Source organism: Aeromicrobium sp. HA, from assembly GCF_027171405.1.
Lineage (GTDB): Bacteria > Actinomycetota > Actinomycetes > Propionibacteriales > Nocardioidaceae > Aeromicrobium > Aeromicrobium tamlense.
Genome location: NZ_CP114372.1, coordinates 528,237 through 553,290 on the forward strand (window position 1 = coordinate 528,237; position 25,054 = coordinate 553,290).

The window sequence follows — 25,054 nt, forward strand, 5'->3', positions numbered from 1 at the left end:
TCAGGCCAGCGCCTTCGCCTTCAGCTGCTCGTACTCCTGCTGGCTGATGGCGCCGGAGTCCAGCAGCGACTTGGCCGAGCTGATCTGGTCGGCCGGCGACGAGGACGCGACCTCGCGGATGTAGGCGTCGCTCTGCGCTCGAGCGGCGTCGTACCTCGCACGCTGGCGGCGGGCCATGCCGCCACCGCGGGCGATGAGGTAGATCAGCGCGGTGAGCGCCGGCACGAAGATGAGGAAGAAGACCCACACGGCCTTCACCCATCCCGACGCCTCGTGGTCGCTGAACAGGTCCGCGATGATGTTGAACAGGACCATGAGGTACGCCATGAAGAAGAAGACGGAGATCGTCAACCACAAGAAGTCCCAGAAGCTGTCCATGAGGGTCCCTTCGATGCCCTGGGCCGCAGCCCGGTGACGGCAGTCGTCACGCGCTCAGCATGGCCGAGGCGCGGACCCGCGGGCCTCATCCGCACGGGATGAGCCGTCGCCGCGCGACACGTGGGCGACATTACTCGCGGGGAACTTGTGCCGGGCATGTGACTCATGTGACGGTTGGGGCATCGTGACGTCCGGTCGGCTCTCCTCCCAGGAGCCGGTGGGTCGGACTCACGGGGGGTGTCTGCACCCACGCACGCCGTTCTTCCCCCAAGACGGCGTGAAGGTGCCGCGCCGGAGGTCCCGTTCCCCATGGGCGCTCCGGCGCGGCATCGCCACCCGCCGCGCCTGAGCCACTCGCCTCAGCGGTCGCGGCCCAGGCCCGCCTCGCGGGCCCGAATGATCGCCTCGGCCCGGTCGGCCGCGTGCAGCTTGGCGTAGATCGACGAGACGGCGTTGCGGACGGTCTTGTTCGAGACGAACAGCTCGGCCGCGATCGCGTCGTTGCTGCGGCCGGCGGCCAGCAGGTCGAGCACGGCCCGCTCGCGCTCGGAGAGGTCGGGGAACGGGTGCTCCGGCCGGTGCCGGGTGCGCCCGGCGAACAGGCCGGCCACGCGTCCCGCGATCGACGCGCCGAACACCATGCCGCCGCCCGCCGTGGCGAGGATCGCGCGGTGGACCTCGGCCGCGTCGGCGCCCTTCAGCAGGTAGCCCGAGGCGCCCGCGCGCAGCGCGCTGAGGATCGTGTCGTCGTCCTCGTTCATCGTCAGCATCAGCACGCGCACGTCGTCGTGACGCCCGGTGATGTGCCGCGTGGCCTCGATCCCGTCCAGCACGGGCATCTGGATGTCCATCACCACGACGTCCGGCGGATCGGCGTCGACCACGTGGATCGCGTCGCGCCCGTCGCCGGCGGTGCCGGTCACGGCGATCCCGTCGATCGCGCCGAGCAGCGCGACCAGGCCGTCGCGCAGGATCTGGTGGTCGTCCACGACGACGACGTGCACGGGCTCGCTCATGGCTCCATCCTCGCGTGCAGGGGCAGTCGCGCGGTGACGATCGTGCCGCCGTGGTCGGGGCAGCGCAGGTCCACCGAGCCGCCGAGCTCGGCGGCGCGCTCACGCAGCGACAGCAGCCCCACGCCGGGCTTGGCGTCGGCCGCGATGCCGACGCCGTCGTCGGCGACCTCGACGACCAGCTCGTCCGGGTCGGCCGTCAGCGAGACCGAGCAGGTGCGCGCGTGCGCGTGCCGCAGCGTGTTGTTCATGGCCTCCGAGGCGATGCGGAACGCGGCCACCTCCACCGCGGCCGGCAGGGCGCCGTCGAGGTCGGCCACGACCCGCACGTCGACCGCGGCGTCGGCGTGCTCGGCCAGCTGGGACAGCGCGCCGACGAGGCCGCGGTCGTCGAGCGCGGGCGGGCGCAGGTCGTGCACGAGCCGGCGGACGTCCTTGATGATGTCCTGCACGACGTCGCGCGTCTCGGCGAGCTGCTCGTCGGCGGACGCGGGGTCGGAGGTCACGGTGAGCCGCGCCGACTCCAGTCGGAACACCACGGCCGAGAGCGAGGGCCCGAGGCCGTCGTGGAGGTCGCGCCGGATCCGCCGCCGCTCCTCCTCACGCGCCAGCACGAGGCCCTCGCGGCTGCGCTGCAGCTCGTCGCTCAGCTGGCTCGCGCGGATCGCGCCCGCGGCCTGGCGCACCACGTCGGCGAGGAGGGTCTCGTCGCGTGAGGTCAGGTGGTTGCGCACGCCGTGGGCCGGCAGGGTGAGCCGGCCGATCGTGCGCGAGCGGTAGGCGATGGGGAAGGACCGCACGTCGTCCGGACGGACGCCGCGCGACGCCACGAGGCGCTCACCGGCCGAGCGGTCGACCTCGACCTGCACGTAGGAGAGCCCGAACGCCGTCGAGACGGCCTCCACGACCGCCGCCAGCTGGGACCCGTCGTCGTCGGTGCGCTCGAGGGTCGACGCCAGGCTCGCCACGACCGAGTACGGGTCGCGGCGCTCGCCGAGGACCAGCCGCCGCACCCACGCCTCGATGCGCAGCCGCATCGGGCCGTAGAGGATCGCGGCGAGCAGCAGGACGAGCAGCACGACCTCGCGCTGGCCGAACGCGTCGCCGAGCGTGGCCGAGATGATCGCGAGGGCCAGCAGGTCGACCAGCACGATGACCACGCTGATGCCGCCGTAGACGAGCGTGCGGACCAGCAGGTTCTCGACGGAGATGACGTCCGGTCGCACGATCGCGATGACCATGGCAACGGGGCCCACCAGGAGGGCGGCGCCGAGGAGCATCGCGTTCAGGGCCGGGACGTCGACGACCAGGCTCGTGGCGATCAGCAGCACCATGACCAGCACGGCCCAGGCGAGCCACCGCATCCGCTCGCGCTCGCGGTCGCGCGACGCGCGGTACCGCGCGACCACCGTGACCAGCGCGAGCACGAACCCGACACTCCCGAGCACCCACGAGAGGGTCACGACCTGCTCGGCCGCGGGGCGCAGCGCCTCGATCGAGGTGGGGTCGGTGTCCACCCCGGGCACGAGCGCCGCGAGCGACGCGTCGATCTCGGTCTGCGTGCTGGGCACGACGAGGAACAGGGCCAGACCGGCTCCCATGAGGGCCAGACTCGTCCATCCCGCGGCACGCCAGCGACCTCGGGGCAGTCCGTCGGGGAACAGCAGCAGGACCGCGGCGGCGTTCATGGGCAGCACGGCGGTGAAGCGGAAGAGGAACCACAGCACCCAGGTCAGTCCCGGCAGGGCCTCCTGCTCGTGGACGGCGAGCCGGACGTACGACTGGGCCAGGCCGTCGAGGACCCAGAGCATCCCCAGGCCGATCAGCGCCCAGCCGAACGGATGGCGGTGGCGGTGCCACAGCACGACGACGCCGAGCCCGGCCTGGACCAGGCCGATCGCGGCGAAGGTCCAGCCGGGCTCCTCGGTCCACTCCGGGACCACGGCGTCGCCGACGCGCAGGTCCAGCGCCGCCGCCACGGCGAACAGCGCGAGGCCGACGCCGAACGCGGCGAGACCGCCGACCGGTGTCTGCGAGGACCTCATGCGTAGATCATGGCGGCGGTTCGCGTCCGAGGGGAGCGAACCGCCGCCTTGGCGATCGAGGAGCGAGGTCACTGGGCGCCGCGGTCCCCGAAGGCGAGCCCGAGGCCGACCAGGACGACCATGACCGAGCCGGTCCAGCCGGCCATGTACTGCAGCGGCACGACGGTCAGCAGCAGCGACAGGGTGCCCAGGACGCCGGCGGCGATCCCCAGCCAGGCGCGGACGGCGCCCTGGCGCCAGGCCCGGAACAGCGCCCAGCCCGTGAGGCCCGTGAGTCCCCAGACCCACGGCACGGTCGCGATCCAGTGGTTGAACACGGTGGCGGCCTCGGGAACGGCCAGGGGCGTGTCCCCGGCGACCCCGAAGATGAACTCCGTGTTGAGGGCGGTGCCCATCAGCACGACGATCGCCGTGCCGAGGATGCCGAACGCGGCGACGCCGGGCACCAGGCTGTCAGCGCCCAGCGCGGCCCGCAGGCGTCGGTGCAGTCCGACGCCGAACGGCACCAGCGCGAGCACGGTGAGCGTGGCGACGACGTGGAACGCGATCAGCTGCGGGACGTGCCCGTTCAGCGAGGCGATGACGCCGTCGGCCTCCTGCACCTTCCCGTCGACGTAGGCCGCACCGGCCTCCGCGCTGAGGATCGTCGTGGCGAAGCCGAGGAGTCCGGCGGCGACGCCCGCGAGGGCCCAGCCGCGTCCGGGGCGGGCGGCGCTGTCCTGCGGGAGGTCGTCCCGGACGCGCTGCTCGGTGGTGATGTGGGTGGTCATCGTGTGTCCTTCCGAAGTGGTGATGCACTCACACTGGAAGGCGGGCCGTCCCGCCCGACAGGGACACCGCGGCACACTCCGTGGGACAACGTCACCCGCCTTGCCGTTGGAGTCGGAGCCACAGCCGTGACCACTGCTCGGCGGAGAGGTCCCGGGGGAGCGTCCCCGCTCGAACGCCCGCCTCGCGCAGCGCGACGTGGATCAGCGCGTGGGGAGCTCGCGTCGCCTGCTCGACGATGCGGTCGAACGTCCCGCCCCTCCCGGTGAAGATCGCGCGGACGAAGCGCTCGTAGCGGGAACGGTGGCCGTTCGGGACGAGAGGAGCCGAGCGGCGGCGGATGCCGATGACGCCCCCGTCGACGCTGGGCCGGGGCCGGAACCCGGTTGAGGGGACCCGGCCGTGGAGAGCGAAGGTGAACCACGGCGCCGTCTGCGCGGTGAGCAGGGTGGAGCCGCCGACGCCGCAGCGCTTGCGGGCGACTTCCCACTGGGTGAGCAGCACCGCGTCGTTCCAGGTGTCGGCGGCGAGCAGGCGACGAAGGATCGGGGACGTGAGGTGGAACGGGATGTTCCCCACGATCACCGGATGGACCAAGGGGACAGTCAGTGCGTCGACGTGCTCTACCGTCACGGCGGGCAGCGACGCCCGCAGGCTGGCGACCCGATGCTCGTCGAGGTCGACGGCCGTGAGCGGCCTGCCCAGTCGGGCCAAGGGTCTGGTCAGGGCTCCGTCGCCGGCGCCGAGCTCGAGGATGGACCCTCGAGTGGCGGCGACGAGCTCGACGATCGTACGGATGGTGGATGGGTGGACGAGGAAGTTCTGGCCGAGCTCATGTCGGCCGCCGTGGGTTGAACGAGGCACGTTCGCGCTCCAGGGAGAGTGGGGTGGAGCGTCTCGGGAGCACGTGGGCGAACAGGCCGGATGGGTCGCAGGATCGCCGTCCCGAGACGCGAAAGGTCTCTCGGACGGACGGCGCGTGAGGCGTTGAGCGAGACGCGCCGTCAGGCGCGGCGGTCGCGAACGGCAAGCGTGTGCGTCGCCGCGAACACGCTGATCAGCTGACCCATGGAAGCGACCCTAACGGACGGTGACGCGGATGCGGGTGCCCCCGAGAGGATTCGAACCTCCGACCTGCGGTTTAGGAACGCGAACACGGCTGTCGGCGCAATGGCTGGAATGACAGTGAATTAAGCCATACGCCTGCGTATCCGCATGTCTAAGTGCGACCACGTGACACTCGCTGATCCGATGTGATCCGTGGTCGAAATGTGGTCGGGCGCTCGCGTCGGGCGGTCTTGGCCGTTGAACGGCGCGTTCGTAGGGTTCATGGGTGGTTCCGCACTCCTTGCAGTTCTGGTGCCACGGCTGGGCCGTGGGGCTTGGTCTAGGGCCGAGCGGGCCGGGGCGCTGACGCAGTCGGGGCTGCTGGAAGACCCGACCCGCTCGACCGGTCTAGGAGGCGCGGAGCGTTTCGATGTGGTGGCGCTGGGGGACGACCGTGAGTCCGCTGTCGGGGTCGTTGAGCGCGTTCACGAGGCCCTTCTGCTGCGCCAGGATGGCGCGCTGGGAGACGCGCTCGGTGCCGTTGTAGGCCATCAGCGTCAGGAGTCCTGAGAGCGGAACGGCGTAGATGCTGGGCTCTGGGGGCAGGACTTGGCAGTTCAGCCAGCGGAGCATGAGGGTCCGGACGGCTTCGGCGTCGTCGGTGCCCGCGCGGTCGTCGATGAACTTGACGGCGTGGGTGCCTTGGAGGTGGTTGATGTCGTTCCAGGTGAACGGGGTGGCTGGGTCTTTACGCTGGGCGCGCATGGGTGTTCCTTTCTGGGTGGTGCGCCGGGACGCTAGCCTCCGTCGGCCCAGCCGACGACGTGGTCGTCCCGGCGCGCTGGTTTCTCAGGTGGGTGGGTTCTCGCTGGTGCGGAAGGCGGGGAGTCCGCCGATCCTGCCGGGGGTGACCGGCGCTTGGGCGTCGAGGTAGTCCGACAGGGTCGGTCGGTTTCTGGCCAGTGACGGGTACTTGGCGTACATGCGGTCGAAGTAGCCCACGGGGTCGTCGGCGACGGTGTCGGCGCGGTCGAGGCTGGAGCAGACCATGTCGAAGCGGCGTTCCTCGCTGCCGACCGTCATGCGCAGGTTGTTCATCTCGTTGACCGCATCGAGCGCGGACATGCTGCCATCCTCCACAGCGTCGCTGATGGCCCGGTAGCGGTCGCGCACCTCATCGAGCCGCCCGCTGATCTCCGCGGCGGTGGAGACGGCTTCCTCGCGCTGCTGGACGGCGTGCTGGGTGGCCTTGGCCTGCTCCTGACGCCGCGCCCACTCGGGGAACTTCTTGACCTTCTCTGCGAGCGCGTAGGTCATGCGCGGGTCCGCCAGAGCGTCTTCGGCGATCTGATCGAAGGTGTCCATCACAGGTTCTTCCTCGTGTGGGTCTTGCGGTGCTCGGCGGCCTCGGCGTCGAGCGCTGCCAGTTCGGTCTCGCGCTTGCGGGCGGCGAGCACGGTGGCGCGCAGGTCCTTGTCCAACTGGTGCAGCGCCGCGATCTGCTCTCCGGCCTTGGTGACCTTTGGCGGCCTCATCGGGCATCGGCCCCACGGGCGTCGAGGACGTCTTGCATGGCGTGTTCGATGACGGCTCGCAGCGCGTCGGAGATGGTGATCCCGCCGATGTTCGCGAGCTCGATGAGGAACGCCTTCTGCATGAAGTCCAGACGCAGGTGAATCACCTCGTCGAACTGCTTCGGGCGACCGTTCGGCTTGGGCCGGTCCTTGGTCTTGGAGTGCTTCTTCGGCTTACCCATCGGGGTGCCTCCTTTGGCTGTGTGTCAGTGGCTTGCCTAACCAGTACACAGAACCCAGCCGCCCATCTGGGCAGTCTTGTTTCCATTGCAATCACAGGACGTATCGAGACCGACGATCACGAGACCGGGGACTCGCCGGCGATGCACCGGATCACCGCCGCGCTCTGTGTAATGGCTCCACCACCCACGTACGGAAGGAACCCCATGGCGGCCAGGAAGAAGCGATCCAAGACACCTCGGGCAAGCGGTAGCAATCGGCGCGGCGTCCCGCTCGGAGGGCGACGTTCGACTCAGTGGTCAACGGTCTTCGGACCCGCGACGAACACGCGCCGCCCTCGCTGAACACCGCTCGACCTCGCACCCGAGGTGTGGATGCGAGGTCGATCTGCGCGCCCCAACTCCCTGCTCCGCGCGAGGCTCGGAACCACGCTGCTCACGCGCGCGTAGGGCTGGCAACTAGCGCAATGCCTCTCCGGCGAGCGCTGAGAATTTCTCTGAACATTCCGAGACTTCCTCTGCAGGCTGGCTCACGGCATCGAGCAACCGGGCTCGACCAGCACCGCCGGGAGGCATCATGACCGCGAAGAAGACCGCCGCCAAGGCCCAGGACGATAAGACCGTTCCGGCCACGCTCAAGGACGCCGCTGCGGCTGGGGCCGTGCGCCTGTTCCGTCAGCGCAAGAACGGCACCCTGCGCTCTATGCCCTACCTCGCGCCGGGGTCGGACACCCGCAAGGAAGCCGAGGCCGTGGCCAAGCGGCGCGAGACTGGCGAGACCGTGGGCACGATCGCTGAGGACCTGAACCTATCCGTCGCCACCGTGCGCCGGATGATCACGAATCTCCTGCTGGCCAAGCAGATCGAGGATGGGTTCTACGCGGACAAGTACACACCCGGTGAATTGAAGGTCGTCGTATCCGTCGTGGGGCAGGACGGCGGTTCTGCTTGAGTCCTACGCGCGAACTCGACTCAAGCCAAGGTTTAGTTGGTTGACCGCGACTTCGGCCTTGGCACGCTGACTACGGGGTCCCCCGGTTCGACGCCCTCCGGCCACGTCCCGGACGTCAGACGGCTACTGATGGAACCACCGGTCAAGATTCGAGTTGCACCGGAAATCCCCGTACTTCGACCCATGACCTCCGCGAGAGCCATGTGCTCGCTGACCTGCACGACCTGAAGCCGGGACTTCACACGCTCAAGTGAACCAAGGTCCCGATTCGTCCCAGGCTCTCGGACATTCATCGTGCGGGAGTCGAGCACTTTGAACGTGTCGCCAACTGCGACTCCTGCGGCCGACCCGAGGTTGATGAGCAGTTCGTCATCGGTAATGAGTCGAACGACCTTTCCGGTCAAACGGTCAGTCATCCGTCAACTCCTCCTGCCTTCCGGCTTCTTCAATCTTCGCAATTTCATCCGGAACGAGATCGCGCCAGTCCTCAAGAGCATCGTCCACAGTTCCGATCTGTTCGATCACCATGTACTCCAACGCCAAGAGCGCATTGCGCGCGTGTTCGAGCTGAACTGTCCCTGCGCTGAGATCAGCGAGTGCGTCGAGCCGTTGCTCCTGAGCGCGTATAGCCTCCTGCTGCCTCCCCAGCGCTCGCCACAGGGTACGAACCCGTCTGAAAGCGGAACGCGCGGGCAGGCTCAACCGCTCGGCTTCCATTTCGCGGATCGCTTCGGCGTTCTCTCGGCTGGCGTCCCGTCCGAAGACGTACGATCCGGCCGTACCAAGCACCAAGGCGATCCCCTGCAGAAGTCCGACCGCGAGACGGCTCGGATCCTTCTGGACCGCAACTCCGACAGTCAGGACGCACACGATCACTGATGCCCCAAGGAGGCCTCCTGACCAGCCGAGAAGGAGGCTCCACCTCGACTTCTCGCTGCCCATGGCGGATGAGCCTACACGCGAAACGGACAGAAACGACCCACTTTGGGCGCTGAAGAAAACAACATCAGCCCCATGCCCGAGTGCGGCCCTGTTCAGCGGTTCCATGCCTGATTGCGTCGGTTCTGCTCGGTGACAGGGCCGTGGGACAAGCGCCACGGCGGGTGCAAGTGGTCGCAGAGTGGTCGCGTGGTCGGATTCGCGCACGTCCGCGCAGGCCAGCGGCACGTCGACCTTCGGTTTGGTAGTGCGAGCCCTTATCTCGGCGACGGAGCCTGCCCATTATTTCCCAACTCGCGAGAATCCCAATCGTGTAATTGGTGGGTGTATTCTGGATCACGTGAAGTTCAAATGACCGTCAGGGTCGAGGACTTGGCGGTTGAGATGCTTCTCGCGTAGGCGCGGCCATCTTCCCCAGCCGGTCTCCGATCAGGGAGTAAGTAGGCAGGCTGATGCGGACGATTCGAGAGAGCCCCCAGTTCACGGCGACATGCGCTGGTCTCGGGGTAGTACGCATGGATGAGGTGCTGATGGGCGTGCATTGGGGTCTATCGAAGAACCCGAGGCACGCATCGCTTTTTCCCGAGATCCCGGAGACGGGCCTTCGGTTTGCCGCGGTGGACGCGGCGCCTGGCGTTCCTGAGATGCGCATCTTCTTTACGATCAGCGAGGACGACCAGTACGTCGATCTCCTCGTGATCGAGCGCGCCGAAGGTGACGATCCGGACGAGCCGGTCGTCTCGTAACCTCTCCGAAGCCCTTAGGCAGGGGCAAGTTGGAGTTCGGCCCAGATCTGCTGCCCGCGCGCGATGTCCGCACCGGTCAACTCTCGGTCCCCGATGAACACTGACTCGTACGGGATAGTGTCCTTTTCGTCTGCGAGTCGCCATCCCGGCTCGCCGTGTGAGATGTCGCTGACGCTCGATCCGGTGTGGTCCCAGAGGCCCACAATCACGCTATCGATGACCTGAAGCTCAGCCTCGGAGAACACAGACAAGTCAGCCTCGCGCGCGGCGATGAGGCGTTCCTGCTTGTAGCCCATGAAGTCACGCGTTTCGTTCGTCGCAGCGCCCTCGGCAATGAGTGCCGCCTTCGCCTGCACGATCTGCATAGGCACCGGACCCATTGGACGACGCTGATACGTCGCCCCAGTCACGGAATTTCCCTTGGTCTTGTAGGCGAGGAAGTCGATGTAGAACAAGATCTTGTTGAGCTTGGTCTTTCCGAACCGGGGATCGCCCGAGGACCTCTCCGCAACGTGCAGGAGAAGCTCGGTGAACTTTGTTTGGTTATATGCGGTTGTGGCGGTCATTGGCTCGTCCTTTCGCCCCCAAAACAAGACGACTCATTCGTCGTGTTTCGGTCCCCTACACCGACGCATCGACATTTGTCAAGCACACGGTGCAACTGTGTCAAAGGTACAGGAAGAGCCTGACCTTTTTCGAGATATGAGCTCGGGTGTCTACATGAAGACGCCTCGACTTCGCCTCTAAATCGTCTCATCAGGGAACACCCGCCGTGCCAGAACTCAGGTAGGCGGCGTCGAGCTTTTCGCTGCGGGCAACGTCCTGCTCGTGGTCCTCGAACAGGTGTGTGTAGGTCTGGAGCGTGAACGAGATGTTGGAGTGCCCCATCCACGTTGAGACCTCCAATGGCCGGTGGCCGAGATGCGCCATAAGGCTCGCGTAGGTGTGCCGCAGATCGTGAATCCGCATCGGGTTTAGGCCAGCGGCCTTGGTCGCCGGGGTGAAGCGGCGGCGGTGGAAACTCGCCATGTCGCGCGGCTGATCCCCTCGGCCCCAGATGTAGTCCTCTGGACCGGTGCCCTTCCGCTGGCACCACTCGATGATCGACTTCATGAGCGTGGGCGGAACCGGGACGCTCCGGCGGCTGCGCTTCGTCTTAGGCGTGCCGACGATCCAGCCAACGTCCTTCTGACGGACGACCGTCTCCTGGACCCGGACCACGTTTCGAAGCGGGTCCAGATGAACGAGTCGGAGGCCACCCGCTTCCCCGCGCCGCAGACCCGTCCACGCAAGGAACTGAATCATGAGCGCGTCGCCTTCGGCCTTGAGCTCATCGGGTCGGATGCCCTTGCGGCGGTCGGCGGCGAGGCCTGCGGAGCGCACGGCTTCGGCGAGACGATTCACCTCAGGCGGGGTGAGGAACCGGACGCGCTCCTTGGCGTCCTCCATCGCGGGTGCGCGCTTGGGCAAGTCCTCGCGGACGACTCTCGCGGGGTTGCTCGCGATGATGCGATGCCTGAGCGCGAAGTCGAAGACGGCGCTCGCGACATTGAAGATGTTGTGCTTGGTCAGATCGCCCAACTCTTGACCGTTGGCCTTCCGCGCGCGGCTGATCAGCGTCGTGACGTCGGCAGGCGTGAGCGAGCCCATCTTGCGGTTGTCCCACGTCGAGTAGTGCTGATGGAGGATGCGCCGGTATCCGTCAATCGTGCGCGACTTGGTTCCGCTTGAGGTCTTGACCGAGAGCCATTGCTCGCTGACTTCCTTCCACGTGCGCCGCTGAGCGGCCAAGTCTCCAGACCAGCCCTTACGCATCTCGCTCATCATGTCCTCGCGGAATTCGGACGCCGCCTTGGCGGTGTTGAAGCCGCTCTTGGACTGGAGCTTCCCTAAGGAGTCGTGCCAGCGCGCCTCGTAGGTCTTGGCGCCGTTTCCCGTGAGCCGCCACCGCACACCGGGGCGATTGGGGACTCTGCCTGACTTGCTCATCTGGTCTCCTGGGTTCGATTGGGCTGGGCGACCACCGTGCAGAGCGGCAGTTAGGGAACGCCACGAATCGAGGCGCTCCATCTCGACACGCGGTTGAGGCAACTGATGCCAGCACCTGCGTTGGCCTGCTCGGATACACGCTTGGCCCGGTTCTCGACCACGAATCGGACCAGCGAACGGGCGCCGTCAGCCACGGAGGCGGCCCCTAGCGCTGAAGAATGCGGCTTGGCGCTGGGCAGCCTGTCGGGCCTGCTCCGCGTTCTAATCCGTGCCGTAGCGCGGTGGGTGCGGGTCGTGGGCTGGCAGGGAAGGGGCGGCGGCATCCGGTGTCGCGGGGCGATCCTCAGTCGGAGGTTTCGGTACGTCAACTTCTTCGTCGTTGAAGTCCACAAAGATCTCGTCGAGCGTGCCGATCCACCGAGCGTGGTTGATCGTGACGTCGACTGCCGGTTCCTTCTTGCCGATGCCCGCGCGGTCCAAGATGTCCTGATTCGCCTGGAGCTTCACGTGCTCGCTCTTTGCGTTCTTGGACAGGAATTCGACCCGGCTGGCCGCACCGGGTGAGGCAGCCGCGATCCGCTCAGCCGCCTTGCGCAGGTTCTGGGGAGCCTTGCCGCCGTGCTTGTGGCACACGGTCTGACCCTTCATGGGTGCGTTCTTACAACGCTCCCCGTTCCGTTTAATGCGCTTGCACTTCTGGAGACCCATGCCTCCGAACAGGCCGACCTCGGCGGCCAGTTCTCGTCGCAGCCTCTTGGAACGCCTCTTGTTGCCCATCTCAAATCACCTTTCTCGTGTACACGGGGGCGCTGGCCGCCGAACAACCGCCCGAACATCTGTGCTCGGGCCCTGGGACGTGGGGATGGTGGGGGAGTGTGGCCGGAAGTTCGGGCACGGGTGATCTGGGGGAGTGTGGCTTGGACTTCACTGAGCAACCCGCCAGGGTCCCCAACAATCCCTGTACCAGCGGGCTAGGGCCGGGAACTTCAGTCGGGATGCTCACCCAAATATGGGGCTTCATCCGACCTCCCCCTTGGCGATAGTGACTCTCGGCCCGATCGACCACACCCAAGCCTCGGTGGTGCCGTCGTCGTTGCGCTGCGGATGCTTGTCGACCCCGATATCGTGCGACGCCCGATCGATCGTCTTCCACGAAAGCCCTGCCGCATCAGCGCTCGATTTGATGTCTTTCACGAGGCGGGGACCATCGCCGAGTTCGAGGTTCAGGAAGTCACGTGCAGCAGCGCGCTCCGGGGAAGGGCTCTTCGTTCCGCCGAGTACTCCGTCAGCGGTGAGGTTCTCCGAATCGCCCCATTCGATGTAGGTGTCCGCCTTGCCGGGGTCGTCTGACGCCTTCTCGATCGTGTAGGTGATGGCGGCGGTCGGCGCGCTGAGATTCGTCTTGACCTGACATAGGACCTTGACGTCTGGGTCATCCGGATGTTCGGCCACGACCAAACCGCTTCGTGCTGCACCCACGACGGCGATGGAGCCGCCGCCTCGATACATGGCTTTCATATCGCCGGCCTTGTTGAGATGGCGCACGAGCAGGACCGCGCAGCCCGTCGTCTGCGCGATCTCAGCGAGCGGCGTGAGCGCCCTTCTCACGCTTGCGTCGCTGTGTGAGTTGATGTCCTCGCTCAGGAAGGCCATGAGTGGATCGATCACCAGCAGTGTGATTCCGCTGCGCGTGATGTGCCGCTCTATGCGGTCGAGATCTTCCGGTAGCGACAGCGGTATGAGCATTCCGTTCTCGTCTCGACGAAGCGGGATCTGACCGCAACGACGGAGATCGGCTCCGGCCGCTCGCAGTCTTGGAACGATGGTGTCGCTTAAGTCGTCTTCTGCCGCGATGATGAGCGCCCGGCCGAGCGCTGTATCGCGGTTGCTGTCCGGGAACGGCTTCCCAGTTGTGACACGTGAGACGAGGTCGCACCAGATGGTGGACTTACCGAGCCCTGGGTCGCCTTCAAGCACGTTGATCTTTCCGAAGAGCAGCCGCCCGTCCCAGAGCCACTCCAAGCGAGATTCCTCGACGTCACTGAGCCACAGGATCTCGTCGTTGGGGTCGTCCCCATTGAACTGATCAGCGCGTTTCATGAGCTTGCGGAGCTTCTTGGCGGATCGCCCGTGGGTTACGAACCAGTCGGTAATGTCCTCGCCTTCACCAAGGCCGAGGTCAAGGATTCGAACGTCAGCGGCAGAATCGAGATCGCGAAGCGCTCTTGCGAGTTTGACTGCCCCCTTCCTGCCAGCCTCGTCGCAGTCGTAGGCGATCGTCACTGACCGGCCTTTCAATAGACCCACGTCGTTCGGAATGCTGCCAGCGCCACCCGTGCCGGTGACGGCAGTGAACCCATTCTCGATTGCTACGAGGGCGTCCAACTCGGACTCGCACATCAGCACTTCGGCTGGGTCGCCGTCCAGGACCTCAACCGGGAAGAGGCGCGGCTCGTTGTGCCCCTTCCAGCCAATGACCTTGGCGTTGCCCTGATGATGTGGCTCGTACCGGCGTATGTTGAGCAATCTGCCCTGACCGTCCCTGATCGGGATTGCGACGCGGTTGTAGTAGACGCCGAGTTTGAACCGTCGAACTGTCTCGATCGAAAGGCCACGTTCGCTCTGGAGAAAATCGCGGGTCTTGTCGAGCACAGATGAGGATCCATCGGCCAACGCCGCGCACCACTTCTCGAGCTGCGCCTCCGAAGGAAGCGGGGTTCGATCAACGGTCTCAGTGGTGGGCGACGATGCTCCCTTGCCTCTGGACATATCCCCGTACGGAAGTGCCCACGCGACTTCTGGATGCGCCTTGGCAATCGCCTTGCACGCCTTCTTGAACCACTTCCTCCGGCGGGCGTCGGAAGCCTCGGGTTGCGAGTCCTTGCACTTTGTCCAGCAGGTGATGAGCAGGGAGCCGTCCTTCGTTCGCCCCACGCTGAAGGCGGTCTTACGGTTCCCTCCGTGTACGGGGCATGGTCCGTAGGCCTGATCACCACCGCTCAGCGTCAGGCCTAGTGCGGTAACGACGGCGGTCCATGAATCGTTGCCATGCGAGGTGCCAGAGTTCTTCTGCATGCTGGGGTTACTCCTTGGATTTCTTGTTCGTCCGGTGGGGCGCTCGGTCCGCGTATCCGCAGCCGGAACTCGTCGTCCGTCGGGAGGTGCTGGCGCTCATTCGCCGCGCAGGATCGACTCGATGGCGGACAACGGGACTCGTCGCGTCCCGCGGACCTCGATGGTCGGCAGTTCGCCCGCGTATCTCATCCGTTTGACGGTGGACAGGCTGACGTTGAGACGTTCCGCGACTTCGCGGTTCGTAAGTAGAGCTTCGTTCTTGACGCTGCGCTTTGCAGGCATGCTGTTCCTCCTTGTTCGACTCGGCATCCGGTCGAAAAGGGAACAAAAAAGCCGGTGGCAACAGATCGTCCCCTGACGATCGGATGCCTCCCGGCGTTGACGCATTTCACCCTGCGATGGGGGTTCTTCAGTTGTCTTGGGACAAGCATACCGCCGATACGGGCGGCTCTGCGCAGGTACGGAGCGATCCGGGCTGAGCCGAAATGGTCGAGTGCCGCTCGACGCAAATGGTCTCGCCGTGGTCTTGGCGCGCCCGAGCAAGTGAGGTGCCGCGACTGCCGCCGCTAGCGTTTCAGCGATATGTGGGGTGCCCCCGAGAGGATTCGAACCTCCGACCTGCGGTTTAGGAAACCGTTGCTCTATCCCCTGAGCTACGGGGGCGCACCGGTCCATCCTTCCACGAGCCCCGCGGTGACGGTGCCGAGTGGTCCCGGCGTGACGCCTGTGGCGCACGTGGCACCGGGACCTGTCTCACGATGCGGATGGCGGTCGTAGACTCGATGAGTGCGGATCCTGCTCACGGGCGCCAACGGCGTCATGGGACGAGCGACGATCCCGGCGTTGCAGAACGCGGGACACCAGGTCGTCGGACTCGTCCGTTCCCCCTCGGCCGCCCGGCTCGTCCAGTCGGCGGGGGCCACGGCGATCCACGGCGACGTGCTCGATCGCGGCTCGCTCATGAAGGCGATGATCGGCTGCGACGCGGTGGTCAACTTCGCCACCAACGTCCCGGTCGGCGCGCGGGCGATGCTGCCCGGCTCCCTCAACCGCATCAACCGCATCCGCACGGTCGGCGCCGGCCTGGTCGCCGATGCCGCGATCGAGTCGGACATCGGCCTCATGGTGCAGCAGAGCCTGAGCCACATCTACGTCGCACGCGGCGACGAGTGGATCGACGAGTCCACCCCCATCGACGTCACGATGGTCACCGAGCCGCTCACCGTCGCCGAACAGCACGCGCAGCGCGTGGAGGAGGCCGGGGGAGTGACCGTGCGCCTGCGCTACGGCCTCATCTGCGGCGACGACCCGAACTCGCAGTTCCTCGTCCGGAGGGCCCGCAAGCGCCGCCCGATCGGCCTGGGCGACCCCGACTCGTGGATGCACGTCGTGCACCCGCTCGACGTGGGCACCTCGGCCGTCGCGGCGCTCGGTGCGCCCAGCGGCGCCTACAACGTGGGCGCCGAGCCGCTCAAGCGCCTCGACTACGTCAACGCGATCGCCCGCGCCGCCGGCCACAGCGAGGGACGGTTCTTCCGCCGCTGGCTGTTCAGCGTCACCGCCGACAAGCTCGAGCTGCTCGCGCGGTCGCAACGGGTCACCTCGCAGCGCTTCATGGACACCACCGGCTGGAAGCCGATGCGCCCGGTCCTCACGGCGGAGTGGTTCCGTGCCGGGTGACCGCGAGGCCGAGACGCCCGCCGAGCGCCGCGCTCGCCTCGAGCGGGCCGCGCGGCTGCTGGGCGACCTCATGCCGTCGACGACGCGCGACGAGACCTCCGAGGGATGGGGTGACCAGGCGAAGGGCACGTCGCGCGACGACGAGCTGCGACGCGATGTGCCCCCTCACCACGGGAAGGACTGAGTCCTAGAGGGTGGGATCCACCCGCGGATCGCCACCGGCCTGGCGCTGGAACGTGCCGCCGCCGAGCGCGTCGCGGATCTCGCGGAGCAGGAGGATGTCCTCGCTGGGACCCGCGGGCTCCTCCTCCTCGCCCTTCGCGAGACGCTCCATGAGCTTCTTCGACGGGACGACGAAGACGAAGTAGACGACGGCGGCAGTGATGGCGAACGTGATGATCGCGTTGATGACGGCGGCCAGATCGACGACCGTCTTGGGGTTGCCGTCGACGATCTGGAACGACAGGCCCTTCACGCTGGTGCCGCCGAGCGAGTTGATCACCGGCTCGATCACCGACGCGGTGACGGTGCCGACCAGTGCGGTGAAGGCGGTGCCGATGACGACGGCGACGGCGAGGTCGACGATGTTGCCGCGGAACAGGAAGTCCTTGAAACCCTGAAGCATGGGCGCTCCTCGTAGGTGGGCGATGGGAAGGCTACGTCCCGACCCTAGGACCTAGGGCGCGCGGTGACGAGTCACCACGACTGCGGCGAGACGCGCGGTCACGGAGGCCCGCGCCACCAGGGTGGCGACCTCGGGATCGGCCGCGACGCCGAGGACGGCGGTCTCGCGCTCGGGGTCGGACCGCACGGTGACCACCTCGACGGCCTCGGCCACGGGCTCCGCAGCGCCCTCCTCGGCGACGGCCAGCAGGTCGACGGCGTCGCCGGGTCGCAGCAGCTCGGCCGTCGCGGACGAGACCTCGACGGTGCTGAGCACGCGCCCGCGGCCGAGGTCGCGCGGGTCGACGACACGACGGTCGGTGAACACCTCGCCGGCCCGCATCGGTCCGGCCAGCGCCCGGCCGACGATCTCGGGTGAGGCGGCGAGACCGGCCGGCACGGCGGAGTCGGGCAGCCGGCGGGTCTCGAGGTCGGAGCGCAGCACGGTGGCGCCACTGCCGAGGTCGCGCGCGGCGACGAGCACCTCACGGGTGTCGGGGGAGCGGGTGACGGCCGTGACCGCCGCCCACACGGCCAGCCCCGTGAGGGTCGCGGCGAGGACGCGCCGGTGGGTCAGGACGAAGCGGACGGCCGATTCCATGGCGCGAGGCTAGGCAGGATCGGACGATCCCGGCCCGCGTCGTCCACAGGCCTGCGCGGCAGGAGACTCAGGCGGCGCCGGAGCCGGAGGTGCTCGACGAGGAGCTGCTGGAGCTGGAGCTCGAGGACGAGCTGCCGGAGCTGGAGGAGGCGGAGCGGCTGTCGGTGCGATAGAAGCCCGAGCCCTTGAACACCACGCCCGCGGCCCCGAACACCTTGCGGAGGTCACCACCGCAGGAGGGGCACGTCGTCAGCGCGGCGTCGGAGAAGCTCTGCTTGACCTCGAGCTCTTCGGCACAGTCGACGCAGCGGTACTGGTAGGTGGGCACGACGAGAAGGATACCTTTCATCGCCCAGCGCTATCGTTGAGCCACCACGACGCCTACCTGAGGACCCACCCACTGTGACCGAATGGCTTCTGCTGTTCTCGTCGTTCCTGCTGATGCTCGCCTGTGGTGTCTTCGTCGCCGCCGAGTTCTCCTTCGTCACCGTCGACCGCGCCACCGTCGAGCGCGAGGCACAGGCGGGCGACCGCGGCGCACAAGGAACCCTCAAGGCCCTGCGCAGCCTCTCCACGCAGCTCAGCGGTGCCCAGCTGGGCATCACGATCACGAACCTGGCGATCGGCTTCCTCGCCGAGCCGGCCATCGGCCGCCTGCTGCGCGGCCCGCTCGAGAGCCTGGGCCTGTCCGGCAGCGGGCTGAGCGTCGCGTCCTACGCGATCGCGCTGTTCCTCAGCACGATCGTCACGATGCTCGTGGGCGAGCTGATCCCCAAGAACCTGGCCCTGTCGCTGCCCCGCAAGACCGCTGCCACCACGCAGTGGATGCAGCGCGCGTTCACGCACGCGATGGCATGGCCGATCCGCGGCCTCAACTCGATGGCCAACCGCACGCTGGAGTGGCTCGGCGTCGAGCCCCAGGAGGAGCTGCGCTCGGCGCGCTCGCCGCTGGAGCTCCGCTCGCTCGTGCTGCGGTCGGCGCAGGAGGGCGCGATCGACGACGAGACCGCCGAGCTGGTCGCGCGCAGCATCGCGTTCGGCGACCGCACGGCCGCCGACGTGCGCACCCCGCGCGTGCGCGTGCACTTCCTCGAGGAGCGCGACACCGCGATGGACCTCATCGAGGCCGCCCGTCAGACCGGGCACTCGAAGTTCCCCGTGATCGGCCGCTCGGCCGACGACGTCATCGGCGTCGTGCACGTGAAGCAGGCCGTCGCGGTCGACCCCGACCGTCGTCGCTCGGTGCGCGTCTCGGAGATCGCCGAGGCCGCCGCCACGGTGCCCGACACCCTCGAGCTCGACCCGCTGCTGGTGCAGCTGCGCGAGCAGAACAACCAGATGGCCATCGTCGTCGACGAGTACGGCGGCACCGACGGGATCGTCACGCTGGAGGACCTGGTCGAGGAGATCGTGGGCGACATCGCCGACGAGCACGACCGCCTCTCCGAGCGCAGTCGCCACCGCCGCGACGGCACGTGGTCGCTGTCCGGCCTGCTGCGTCCCGACGAGGTCTTCGAGCAGACGGGCGTGAAGCTGCCCGAGAGCGAGGACTACGAGACGATCGCCGGCCTCGTGCTGGAGCGGCTCGGCCGCCTCGCCGTCCGCGGCGACGTCGTCACGCTCGAGGTCGACTCGACCCCCGAGAACGACGAGGACGACGTCGAGCCGCTCACCGTCCACCTCGCCGTCGAGCGGTTGGAGGGCCGGCGCATCGACCGCCTCGCCCTCACGATCGACGCCCCGGCCGAGGAGGCACAGCGATGAGCGAGCGCCAGCGAGCGAACGATTCGATGCCACGAATCGGACCATCGTCCTACCGTGGCTTCTCCAAGGCGGTGGCCCGATGAGCGGATGGCCGGCACTCGCCCTCACTCTCCTCCTCCTGGTCCTGAACGCGCTGTTCGTGGCCGCCGAGTTCGCGCTGATCTCGGCTCGCCGCACGCAGCTCGAGCCGGAGGCCCAGGCCGGCAAGCGCACCGCCAAGCTCGCGCTCAAGGCGATGGAGAACGTCACGCTCGCGATGGCCGCGGCGCAGCTGGGCATCACGATCTGCTCGCTCGGCCTGGGCGCCATCAGCGAGCCCGCGATCGCGCACCTGCTCGAGCCCGTCTTCGAGTACCTCGGCGTGCCGCACGGCTTCGTCCACCCGATCTCGTTCGCGATCGCGCTGTCGCTCGTGGTGTTCCTGCACGTGGTCTACGGCGAGATGGTGCCGAAGAACATCGCGCTCGCCGCGCCCGACCGCGCCGCGCTCATCCTCGGCCCGTTCATGCTCGTCGTCATCGCCGTGCTCAAGCCGCTCGTGGTCTCGCTCAACGCGATCGCGAACGGCGCGGTCCGGCTCGCGGGCGTCGAGCCGAAGGACGAGGTGGCCTCCACGTTCACCCACGACGAGGTCGCCGGCCTGGTCGAGGAGTCGCGCCGCGAGGGCCTGCTGGACGAGGACGAGTACGGCCTCGTCAGCGGCGCCCTGGACTTCCACGAGGGCACGGTCGCGCAGGTGCTGCTGCCGCGCGACGGGCTCGTCACGATCCCGCCGGGTGCCACCCCGGTCGACGTCGAGGACGCCTGCGCCCGCACCGGCTACTCGCGCTTCCCGGTGGCCGGCGAGGACGGCGAGCTGACCGGCTACCTGCACATCAAGGACGTGCTGGAGACCGAGGACGCCACGCGCGTGCGCCCCATCGCCGACAAGTGGCTGCGTCCGCTGTCCACGGTGGGGGTCGGCAGCGGCCTGTACGACGCGCTGCGCACGATGCAGGCGAAGGGCTCGCACATGGCGCGCGTCGCCGACCCCAGCGGCACGGTCATCGGCGTGGTCATGCTCGAGGACGTCCTCGAGGAGCTCGTCGGCGAGATCCGCGAGCAGGTCTGAGCCCTCCGCACCGCGCGAAGGACGGACGGCGGGCGGCTCTAGGATTGGGCCGTGGCCCTTGATACTCCCGAGTCCGTCGCCGAAGCCCACCACGACACCGTCATCGTCGTCGACTTCGGTGCCCAGTACGCCCAGCTGATCGCACGGCGCGTGCGCGAGGCCCGGGTCTTCTCCGAGATCATGCCCCACACGGCGACGTCCGAGGAGATCCTGGCGAAGAACCCGAAGGCCGTGATCCTGTCCGGCGGGCCGTCGTCGGTCTACGAGACGGGCGCGCCCCAGCTCCCGGTCGGCCTGGTCGACTCCGGCACCGCCGTCTTCGGCATCTGCTACGGCTTCATGGCCATGGCGCAGGCGCTCGGCGGCGAGGTCGCCCGCACCGGTCAGCGCGAGTACGGCCGCACCAGCGTCTCGGTGCTCGAGCCCGGAACCCTGCTCCAGGGCCTGCCCGAGAAGCTCGTCAGCTGGATGTCCCACGGCGACGAGGTCGTCCGCCAGCCCGAGGGCTTCACCCTGAGCGCCAAGAGCGACCGTGCCACCGTCGCCGCGTTCGAGAACATCGACCGTCGCCTCGCCGGCGTGCAGTGGCACCCCGAGGTCATGCACTCCGAGTTCGGCCAGAAGATCCTCGAGCACTTCCTGTTCGGCATCGCCGGCTGCTCGCCCACGTGGACCAGCGCGAACATCGTCGACGACCAGGTCGAGCTCATCCGCCAGCAGGTCGGCGACGCCCGCGTCATCTCGGCGCTCTCCGGCGGTGTCGACTCGGCCGTCTCCACCGCCTTGGTGCAGAAGGCGATCGGCGACCAGCTGACCGCCGTCTTCGTCGATCACGGGCTGCTGCGCGAGGGCGAGGCCGAGCAGGTCCGCCAGGACTACGTGGCCGCCACCGGCGTTGACCTCAAGGTCGTCGACGCGAAGGACCAGTTCCTCGGCTTCCTCGACGGCGTCACCGACCCCGAGCAGAAGCGCAAGATCATCGGGCGCGAGTTCATCCGCACGTTCGAGGCCGCCGAGCGCGAGGTGCTCGCGACACCCGGCCCGCCCGTGAGGTTCCTCGTCCAGGGCACGCTCTACCCCGACGTCGTGGAGTCCGGCGGCGGTGAGGGCGCGGCCAACATCAAGAGCCACCACAACGTCGGCGGCCTGCCCGAGGACCTCGAGTTCAGCCTGATCGAGCCGTTGCGCACCCTGTTCAAGGACGAGGTGCGCGAGGTCGGTCGCCAGCTGGGCATCCCCGAGGCGATCGTGTCGCGTCACCCGTTCCCGGGCCCCGGCCTGGCGATCCGCATCGTCGGCGCCGTCAGCGAGGAGCGCCTGGCGATCCTGCGCCGTGCCGACGCGATCGTCCGCGAGGAGACCACCGCTGCCGGCCTCGACGGCGACATCTGGCAGTTCCCGGTGGTGCTGCTGGCCGACGTCCGCTCGGTGGGCGTGCAGGGCGACGGTCGCACCTACGGTCACCCGATCGTGCTGCGTCCGGTCTCCAGCGAGGACGCGATGACCGCCGACTGGAGCCGCCTGCCGTACGAGCTGCTCGAGCGGATCTCCACCCGCATCACGAACGAGGTCGACGAGGTCAACCGCGTCGTCCTCGACGTCACGAGCAAGCCGCCGGGCACCATCGAGTGGGAGTGACGACACCGCTGCTGACGCAGTGAGGAGGCGTCCGGAGAAAAAGCTCCGGACGCATGTCAAGAAGGTCCCCGTTCGCGCGACGTACGGATGAGAACGCCCTCATCCCGCCGAACGGAGACCGTCATGACCACCACCACCGCACCGAACGCACCCGCGACCCTCGGCCCCGCCGCCCAGCGCGCCGGCCGCATCGTCACCGGCCTCGTCACGCTCTTCCTGGGCTTCGACGCCGTGACCCACCTCCTGCGCGTGCAGCAGGTCCGCGACGCCAGCGCCGACCTGGGCACTCCCGACGACATGATCGTGCTCTGCGGAGCGGTGCTGGGCGCGCTCGTCGTCGCCCACCTCGTCCCGGCCACCCGGGCGATGGCCGTCGTGCTCATCACCGCGTACCTCGGCGGTGCCGTCGCCGTGAACCTCGTCGCGGGACAGCCCTGGGCCAACTCGGGCTTCGCGATCCTGACCGCCGTCCTCGTCTGGGCCGGCGCCTGGCCGCGGGACGCCCGCCTGCGCGCGCTCGTGCGCGGCTGACCCTTGCCCCACCCCATCCCATCCGGAACGATCACACCCGAAACAAGGAGAGACCCATGAAGTTCATGACCCTGGTTCACGAGACCCACCGCCCGACCGACGAGCCGCCGATGGAGCTGTTCGCCGCGATCGGCGCCCTGCAGGCCAAGAGCACGGCCGACGGCACGTTCGTCCAGGCCGGCGGCCTGGCGCCCATGGCGGCCGCCGGCGCGATCGTCAGCCTGACCGGAGGGTCCATCGGCACGACCGACGGCCCGTTCGTCGAGGTCAAGGAGCTGGTCGGCGGCTACGCCGTCTACGACGTGGCCGACACCGAGACCGCCGTGGAGAAGGCCCGCTCGTTCCTGCAGGCCCACCTCGACTCCTGGCCGGGCTGGGAGGGCTGGGTCGAGGTCCGCGCGATCTTCGAGCCGCCGGCCTGAGCATGGCCGACGAGGCCCGCGTGGTCGAGCAGGTGTGGCGACAGGAGTCGTCGCGCCTGCTCGGCGCGCTGCTGCGCATCACCCGCAGCGTCGACCGGGCCGAGGATCTCGCCCAGGAGGCGCTGACCCAGGCCCTCGAGTCGTGGCCCCGCACCGGGATCCCCGACAACCCCGCCGCCTGGCTGATGAGCACGGCGAAGCGGCGGGCGATCGACCAGTTCCGCGCGGGCGAGCGGCAGCTGCGCGCCTATGCGGAGGTCGGTCAGTCCACCCGCGAGGCGTACGAGGCCGAGTTCGACCAGGCGCTGACCGACGAGCACGTGCGCGACGACGTGCTGCGCCTCATGTTCACGTGCTGCCACCCGTCGCTGACCCCCGAGAGCCGCACGGTGCTGACGCTCCGGCTGGTGGCCGGTCTGAGCACCCGTGAGATCGCGCGGGCGTTTCTGTCCTCGGAGTCCACCGTGGCCTCGCGCATCTCCCGCGCGAAGCGCACGCTCGCCGATGCCCGCGCGCCGATGGACGAGCCCGTCGGACCAGAGAGGGTCGAGCGGCTCGACTCGGTGATGGCCGCGATCTACCTCGTGTTCAACGAGGGACACACGGCGACCGAGGGCGCTGACTGGACCCGCCCCGACCTGTGCCGCGAGGCGGTCCGGCTCGCCGCGATCCTGGCGTCGGTCGTGCCGTCCGAGCCGGAGGTCCACGGTCTGCTCGCGCTGCTGGAGCTGCAGTCGTCGCGCCTGGCCGCGCGCGTGGACGAGGCCGGCGAGCCGGTCCTGCTCGCCGACCAGGACCGGTCCCGGTGGGACGCCGACGCGATCGCACGCGGAGCGGCCGCACTCGACGTCGCCGTGCGGCTGGGCGGTGACGGCCCCTACGTCCTGCAGGCCGCGATCGCCTGGGAGCACGCGCGCGCGGCGTCGGTCGAGTCGACCGACTGGGAGCGGGTGGCCGCCCTGTACGAGCGCCTCGCCCGGGCGACGAACTCGCTCGTGGTCGAGCTGAACCGGGCCGTCGCCCTGGGACGCGCCCGTGGTCCGGAGGCGGGCCTGGCCGTCGTCGAGGACCTCGCCACCGCCCCGGCGCTCGCGAGGTACCACCTGCTGCCGAGCGTGCGCGGCGACCTGCTCGAGCAGCTCGGCCGGCTCGAGGAGGCGGCGGCCCAGTTCGACCGCGCCGCCGACCTCGCCACGAACGACCGGGAGCGGACACTCCTGCGGGCGCGGGCCGGACGTCATGACGACGGCGGTTAGGCTGGACCGATGAGCTGGAGCGGTGCACGTCCTGTCCTGCTGGTGCTGGCCGTCGTGGCCACCCTCGGCGCGTTCGGCTGGTCGCTGCTGTCCGGGGGCGGGTCCGACGACGAGGCCGCGGCTCCGGCGACCACCTCCACCCCTAGTGCGCCGGTCCTTTCGGTCGACCCCACGCGGGACGCTCCCGCCCCGTCGCCCACGACCGAGCCGACCACCGAGCCCACCGTCACGGCCTGCGAGGACGAGAACACGCGCTTCAACGCGGACGGGACCCAGGGCGACAGCCTGCTGCCCGACTGCGGCCAGCAGCCAGTCACGAAGGCCCAGCAGCAGACCGACGGCCTCTCGCTGGCCTGCGGCGGCGACTACCCCGTGATCCTCTACAAGTCCACGACGAACGGCTCGAAGGCCTCGATCTGCGGCAAGGACGCGGTGGGCGACCGGTTCCGCGTCGTGATCAAGCCCGACGGGTCCGACACGCTGGATCTTTCGGGCACCTACGACTGGCGCCGCGACGCCTACGTCGCCACGCACGACGGGGACCGTTACGTGCTGCACGCCGTGGACGGCTCGCTGCACGTCACGCGCGACGGTACGACGCGGGTCGAGCCCTCGAAGGAATGGATCTCGCTCGACAACGAGACCGACGACCTCTGAGGCCGGGCGGTGGCGGGCCCGAATCC

30 protein-coding genes and 1 tRNA gene are annotated in these 25,054 nt (G+C 68.4%); 11 read left to right on the plus strand and 20 right to left on the minus strand.

Annotated elements, in window-relative coordinates; translation table 11 throughout:
* The 9 genes from O3S82_RS02565 to O3S82_RS02605 all read right to left on the minus strand — a co-directional run bounded on the left by O3S82_RS02565 (position 1) and on the right by O3S82_RS02605 (position 7,007).
* Positions 1-378, minus strand: a complete 378-nt coding sequence (locus O3S82_RS02565; protein WP_179426396.1) for an SHOCT domain-containing protein — start codon at positions 376-378, stop codon at positions 1-3.
* Between the two features lie 359 nt (positions 379-737).
* Positions 738-1,394, minus strand: a complete 657-nt coding sequence (locus O3S82_RS02570) for a response regulator (protein WP_269305292.1) — start codon at positions 1,392-1,394, stop codon at positions 738-740.
* Positions 1,391-3,436, minus strand: coding sequence for a histidine kinase (locus tag O3S82_RS02575; protein ID WP_269305294.1), 2,046 nt, complete (start codon positions 3,434-3,436; stop codon positions 1,391-1,393). The genes O3S82_RS02570 and O3S82_RS02575 overlap by 4 nt, the downstream gene beginning before the upstream one ends.
* Positions 3,437-3,504: 68 nt before the next feature.
* A complete protein-coding gene (locus O3S82_RS02580; RefSeq protein ID WP_269305296.1) occupies positions 3,505-4,206 on the minus strand; it encodes a hypothetical protein in 702 nt (233 codons plus the stop codon).
* Between the two features lie 91 nt (positions 4,207-4,297).
* On the minus strand, positions 4,298-5,068 hold the full coding sequence (gene erm, locus O3S82_RS02585; RefSeq protein ID WP_269305298.1) for a 23S ribosomal RNA methyltransferase Erm: 771 nt from the start codon (positions 5,066-5,068) through the stop codon (positions 4,298-4,300).
* Between the two features lie 591 nt (positions 5,069-5,659).
* A complete protein-coding gene (locus O3S82_RS02590; protein ID WP_269305300.1) occupies positions 5,660-6,016 on the minus strand; it encodes a hypothetical protein in 357 nt (118 codons plus the stop codon).
* An 84-nt stretch (positions 6,017-6,100) separates the two neighbouring features.
* Positions 6,101-6,616 carry a hypothetical protein gene (locus tag O3S82_RS02595; protein WP_269305302.1) on the minus strand — a complete coding sequence of 172 codons (516 nt, stop codon included), beginning with the start codon at positions 6,614-6,616 and terminating at the stop codon, positions 6,101-6,103.
* Positions 6,616-6,786, minus strand: a complete 171-nt coding sequence (locus O3S82_RS02600) for a hypothetical protein (RefSeq protein ID WP_269305304.1) — start codon at positions 6,784-6,786, stop codon at positions 6,616-6,618. The genes O3S82_RS02595 and O3S82_RS02600 overlap by 1 nt, the downstream gene beginning before the upstream one ends.
* The gene (locus tag O3S82_RS02605) at positions 6,783-7,007 is read right to left on the minus strand and encodes a hypothetical protein (RefSeq protein WP_269305306.1); all 225 of its coding nucleotides are present in this window, start codon (positions 7,005-7,007) and stop codon (positions 6,783-6,785) included. Before O3S82_RS02605 ends, O3S82_RS02600 begins: the two co-directional genes overlap by 4 nt.
* A 574-nt stretch (positions 7,008-7,581) precedes the next feature.
* Here O3S82_RS02605 and O3S82_RS02610 point away from each other — a divergent pair.
* Entirely contained in the window at positions 7,582-7,956 is a 375-nt protein-coding gene (locus tag O3S82_RS02610; protein WP_269305308.1) for a hypothetical protein, read from the plus strand.
* A 32-nt stretch (positions 7,957-7,988) separates the two neighbouring features.
* Here O3S82_RS02610 and O3S82_RS17320 read toward each other — a convergent pair whose 3' ends face one another.
* Positions 7,989-8,372 carry a FlgT C-terminal domain-containing protein gene (locus O3S82_RS17320; RefSeq protein ID WP_442864682.1) on the minus strand — a complete coding sequence of 128 codons (384 nt, stop codon included), beginning with the start codon at positions 8,370-8,372 and terminating at the stop codon, positions 7,989-7,991.
* Complete coding sequence (locus O3S82_RS02615; protein ID WP_269305309.1) at positions 8,365-8,898, minus strand: hypothetical protein; 534 nt, start codon at positions 8,896-8,898, stop codon at positions 8,365-8,367. Before O3S82_RS02615 ends, O3S82_RS17320 begins: the two co-directional genes overlap by 8 nt.
* A 512-nt stretch (positions 8,899-9,410) precedes the next feature.
* On the opposite strand from O3S82_RS02615, the gene O3S82_RS02620 reads away from it, so the two are divergent.
* The gene (locus O3S82_RS02620) at positions 9,411-9,641 is read left to right on the plus strand and encodes a hypothetical protein (RefSeq protein WP_269305311.1); all 231 of its coding nucleotides are present in this window, start codon (positions 9,411-9,413) and stop codon (positions 9,639-9,641) included.
* Positions 9,642-9,655: 14 nt separating this feature from the next.
* Here the strand turns inward: O3S82_RS02620 and O3S82_RS02625 are convergent, their stop codons facing one another.
* The 6 genes from O3S82_RS02625 to O3S82_RS02650 form a co-directional block, all read right to left on the minus strand.
* A complete protein-coding gene (locus O3S82_RS02625; protein ID WP_269305313.1) occupies positions 9,656-10,207 on the minus strand; it encodes a Panacea domain-containing protein in 552 nt (183 codons plus the stop codon).
* Between the two features lie 190 nt (positions 10,208-10,397).
* Positions 10,398-11,630 carry a tyrosine-type recombinase/integrase gene (locus tag O3S82_RS02630; protein WP_269305315.1) on the minus strand — a complete coding sequence of 411 codons (1,233 nt, stop codon included), beginning with the start codon at positions 11,628-11,630 and terminating at the stop codon, positions 10,398-10,400.
* 261 nt (positions 11,631-11,891) lie between these two features.
* On the minus strand, positions 11,892-12,407 hold the full coding sequence (locus O3S82_RS02635; RefSeq protein ID WP_269305317.1) for a hypothetical protein: 516 nt from the start codon (positions 12,405-12,407) through the stop codon (positions 11,892-11,894).
* Between the two features lie 240 nt (positions 12,408-12,647).
* Positions 12,648-14,705: an AAA family ATPase gene (locus O3S82_RS02640; protein WP_269305319.1), complete on the minus strand. Its 2,058-nt coding sequence runs from the start codon at positions 14,703-14,705 to the stop codon at positions 12,648-12,650.
* Positions 14,706-14,801: 96 nt separating this feature from the next.
* Positions 14,802-14,987 carry a helix-turn-helix domain-containing protein gene (locus tag O3S82_RS02645; protein ID WP_269305321.1) on the minus strand — a complete coding sequence of 62 codons (186 nt, stop codon included), beginning with the start codon at positions 14,985-14,987 and terminating at the stop codon, positions 14,802-14,804.
* A gap of 308 nt (positions 14,988-15,295) precedes the next feature.
* Positions 15,296-15,368, minus strand: a tRNA-Arg gene (locus O3S82_RS02650).
* 123 nt (positions 15,369-15,491) lie between these two features.
* On the opposite strand from O3S82_RS02650, the gene O3S82_RS02655 reads away from it, so the two are divergent.
* Positions 15,492-16,385, plus strand: a complete 894-nt coding sequence (locus O3S82_RS02655; protein WP_269305323.1) for an NAD-dependent epimerase/dehydratase family protein — start codon at positions 15,492-15,494, stop codon at positions 16,383-16,385.
* The gene (locus O3S82_RS02660) at positions 16,375-16,569 is read left to right on the plus strand and encodes a hypothetical protein (RefSeq protein WP_269305325.1); all 195 of its coding nucleotides are present in this window, start codon (positions 16,375-16,377) and stop codon (positions 16,567-16,569) included. The genes O3S82_RS02655 and O3S82_RS02660 overlap by 11 nt, the downstream gene beginning before the upstream one ends.
* 3 nt (positions 16,570-16,572) lie before the next feature.
* On the opposite strand, the gene mscL is transcribed toward O3S82_RS02660, so the two are convergent.
* The 3 genes from mscL to O3S82_RS02675 all read right to left on the minus strand — a co-directional run bounded on the left by mscL (position 16,573) and on the right by O3S82_RS02675 (position 17,977).
* Entirely contained in the window at positions 16,573-17,010 is a 438-nt protein-coding gene (gene mscL, locus O3S82_RS02665) for a large conductance mechanosensitive channel protein MscL (RefSeq protein WP_269305327.1), read from the minus strand.
* Positions 17,011-17,061: 51 nt separating this feature from the next.
* Positions 17,062-17,649, minus strand: a complete 588-nt coding sequence (locus tag O3S82_RS02670; RefSeq protein WP_269305329.1) for an SAF domain-containing protein — start codon at positions 17,647-17,649, stop codon at positions 17,062-17,064.
* A gap of 67 nt (positions 17,650-17,716) precedes the next feature.
* Complete coding sequence (locus tag O3S82_RS02675) at positions 17,717-17,977, minus strand: FmdB family zinc ribbon protein (RefSeq protein ID WP_269305331.1); 261 nt, start codon at positions 17,975-17,977, stop codon at positions 17,717-17,719.
* A gap of 74 nt (positions 17,978-18,051) precedes the next feature.
* Between O3S82_RS02675 and O3S82_RS02680 the strand changes: the two genes are divergently transcribed.
* The 7 genes from O3S82_RS02680 (at position 18,052) to O3S82_RS02710 (ending at position 25,028) form a co-directional block, all read left to right on the plus strand.
* Complete coding sequence (locus tag O3S82_RS02680; RefSeq protein ID WP_269305333.1) at positions 18,052-19,413, plus strand: hemolysin family protein; 1,362 nt, start codon at positions 18,052-18,054, stop codon at positions 19,411-19,413.
* Positions 19,414-19,492: 79 nt separating this feature from the next.
* Positions 19,493-20,524, plus strand: coding sequence for a hemolysin family protein (locus tag O3S82_RS02685; protein WP_269305335.1), 1,032 nt, complete (start codon positions 19,493-19,495; stop codon positions 20,522-20,524).
* A 51-nt stretch (positions 20,525-20,575) separates the two neighbouring features.
* Complete coding sequence (gene guaA, locus O3S82_RS02690; RefSeq protein ID WP_269305337.1) at positions 20,576-22,162, plus strand: glutamine-hydrolyzing GMP synthase; 1,587 nt, start codon at positions 20,576-20,578, stop codon at positions 22,160-22,162.
* Between the two features lie 123 nt (positions 22,163-22,285).
* Complete coding sequence (locus tag O3S82_RS02695) at positions 22,286-22,693, plus strand: DoxX family protein (RefSeq protein WP_269305339.1); 408 nt, start codon at positions 22,286-22,288, stop codon at positions 22,691-22,693.
* Positions 22,694-22,749: 56 nt separating this feature from the next.
* Entirely contained in the window at positions 22,750-23,115 is a 366-nt protein-coding gene (locus O3S82_RS02700) for a YciI family protein (protein WP_269305340.1), read from the plus strand.
* Positions 23,116-23,117: 2 nt separating this feature from the next.
* Complete coding sequence (locus tag O3S82_RS02705) at positions 23,118-24,371, plus strand: RNA polymerase sigma factor (RefSeq protein WP_269305342.1); 1,254 nt, start codon at positions 23,118-23,120, stop codon at positions 24,369-24,371.
* Between the two features lie 9 nt (positions 24,372-24,380).
* Positions 24,381-25,028: a hypothetical protein gene (locus O3S82_RS02710; RefSeq protein ID WP_179426364.1), complete on the plus strand. Its 648-nt coding sequence runs from the start codon at positions 24,381-24,383 to the stop codon at positions 25,026-25,028.
* Positions 25,029-25,054: the final 26 nt, after the last annotated feature.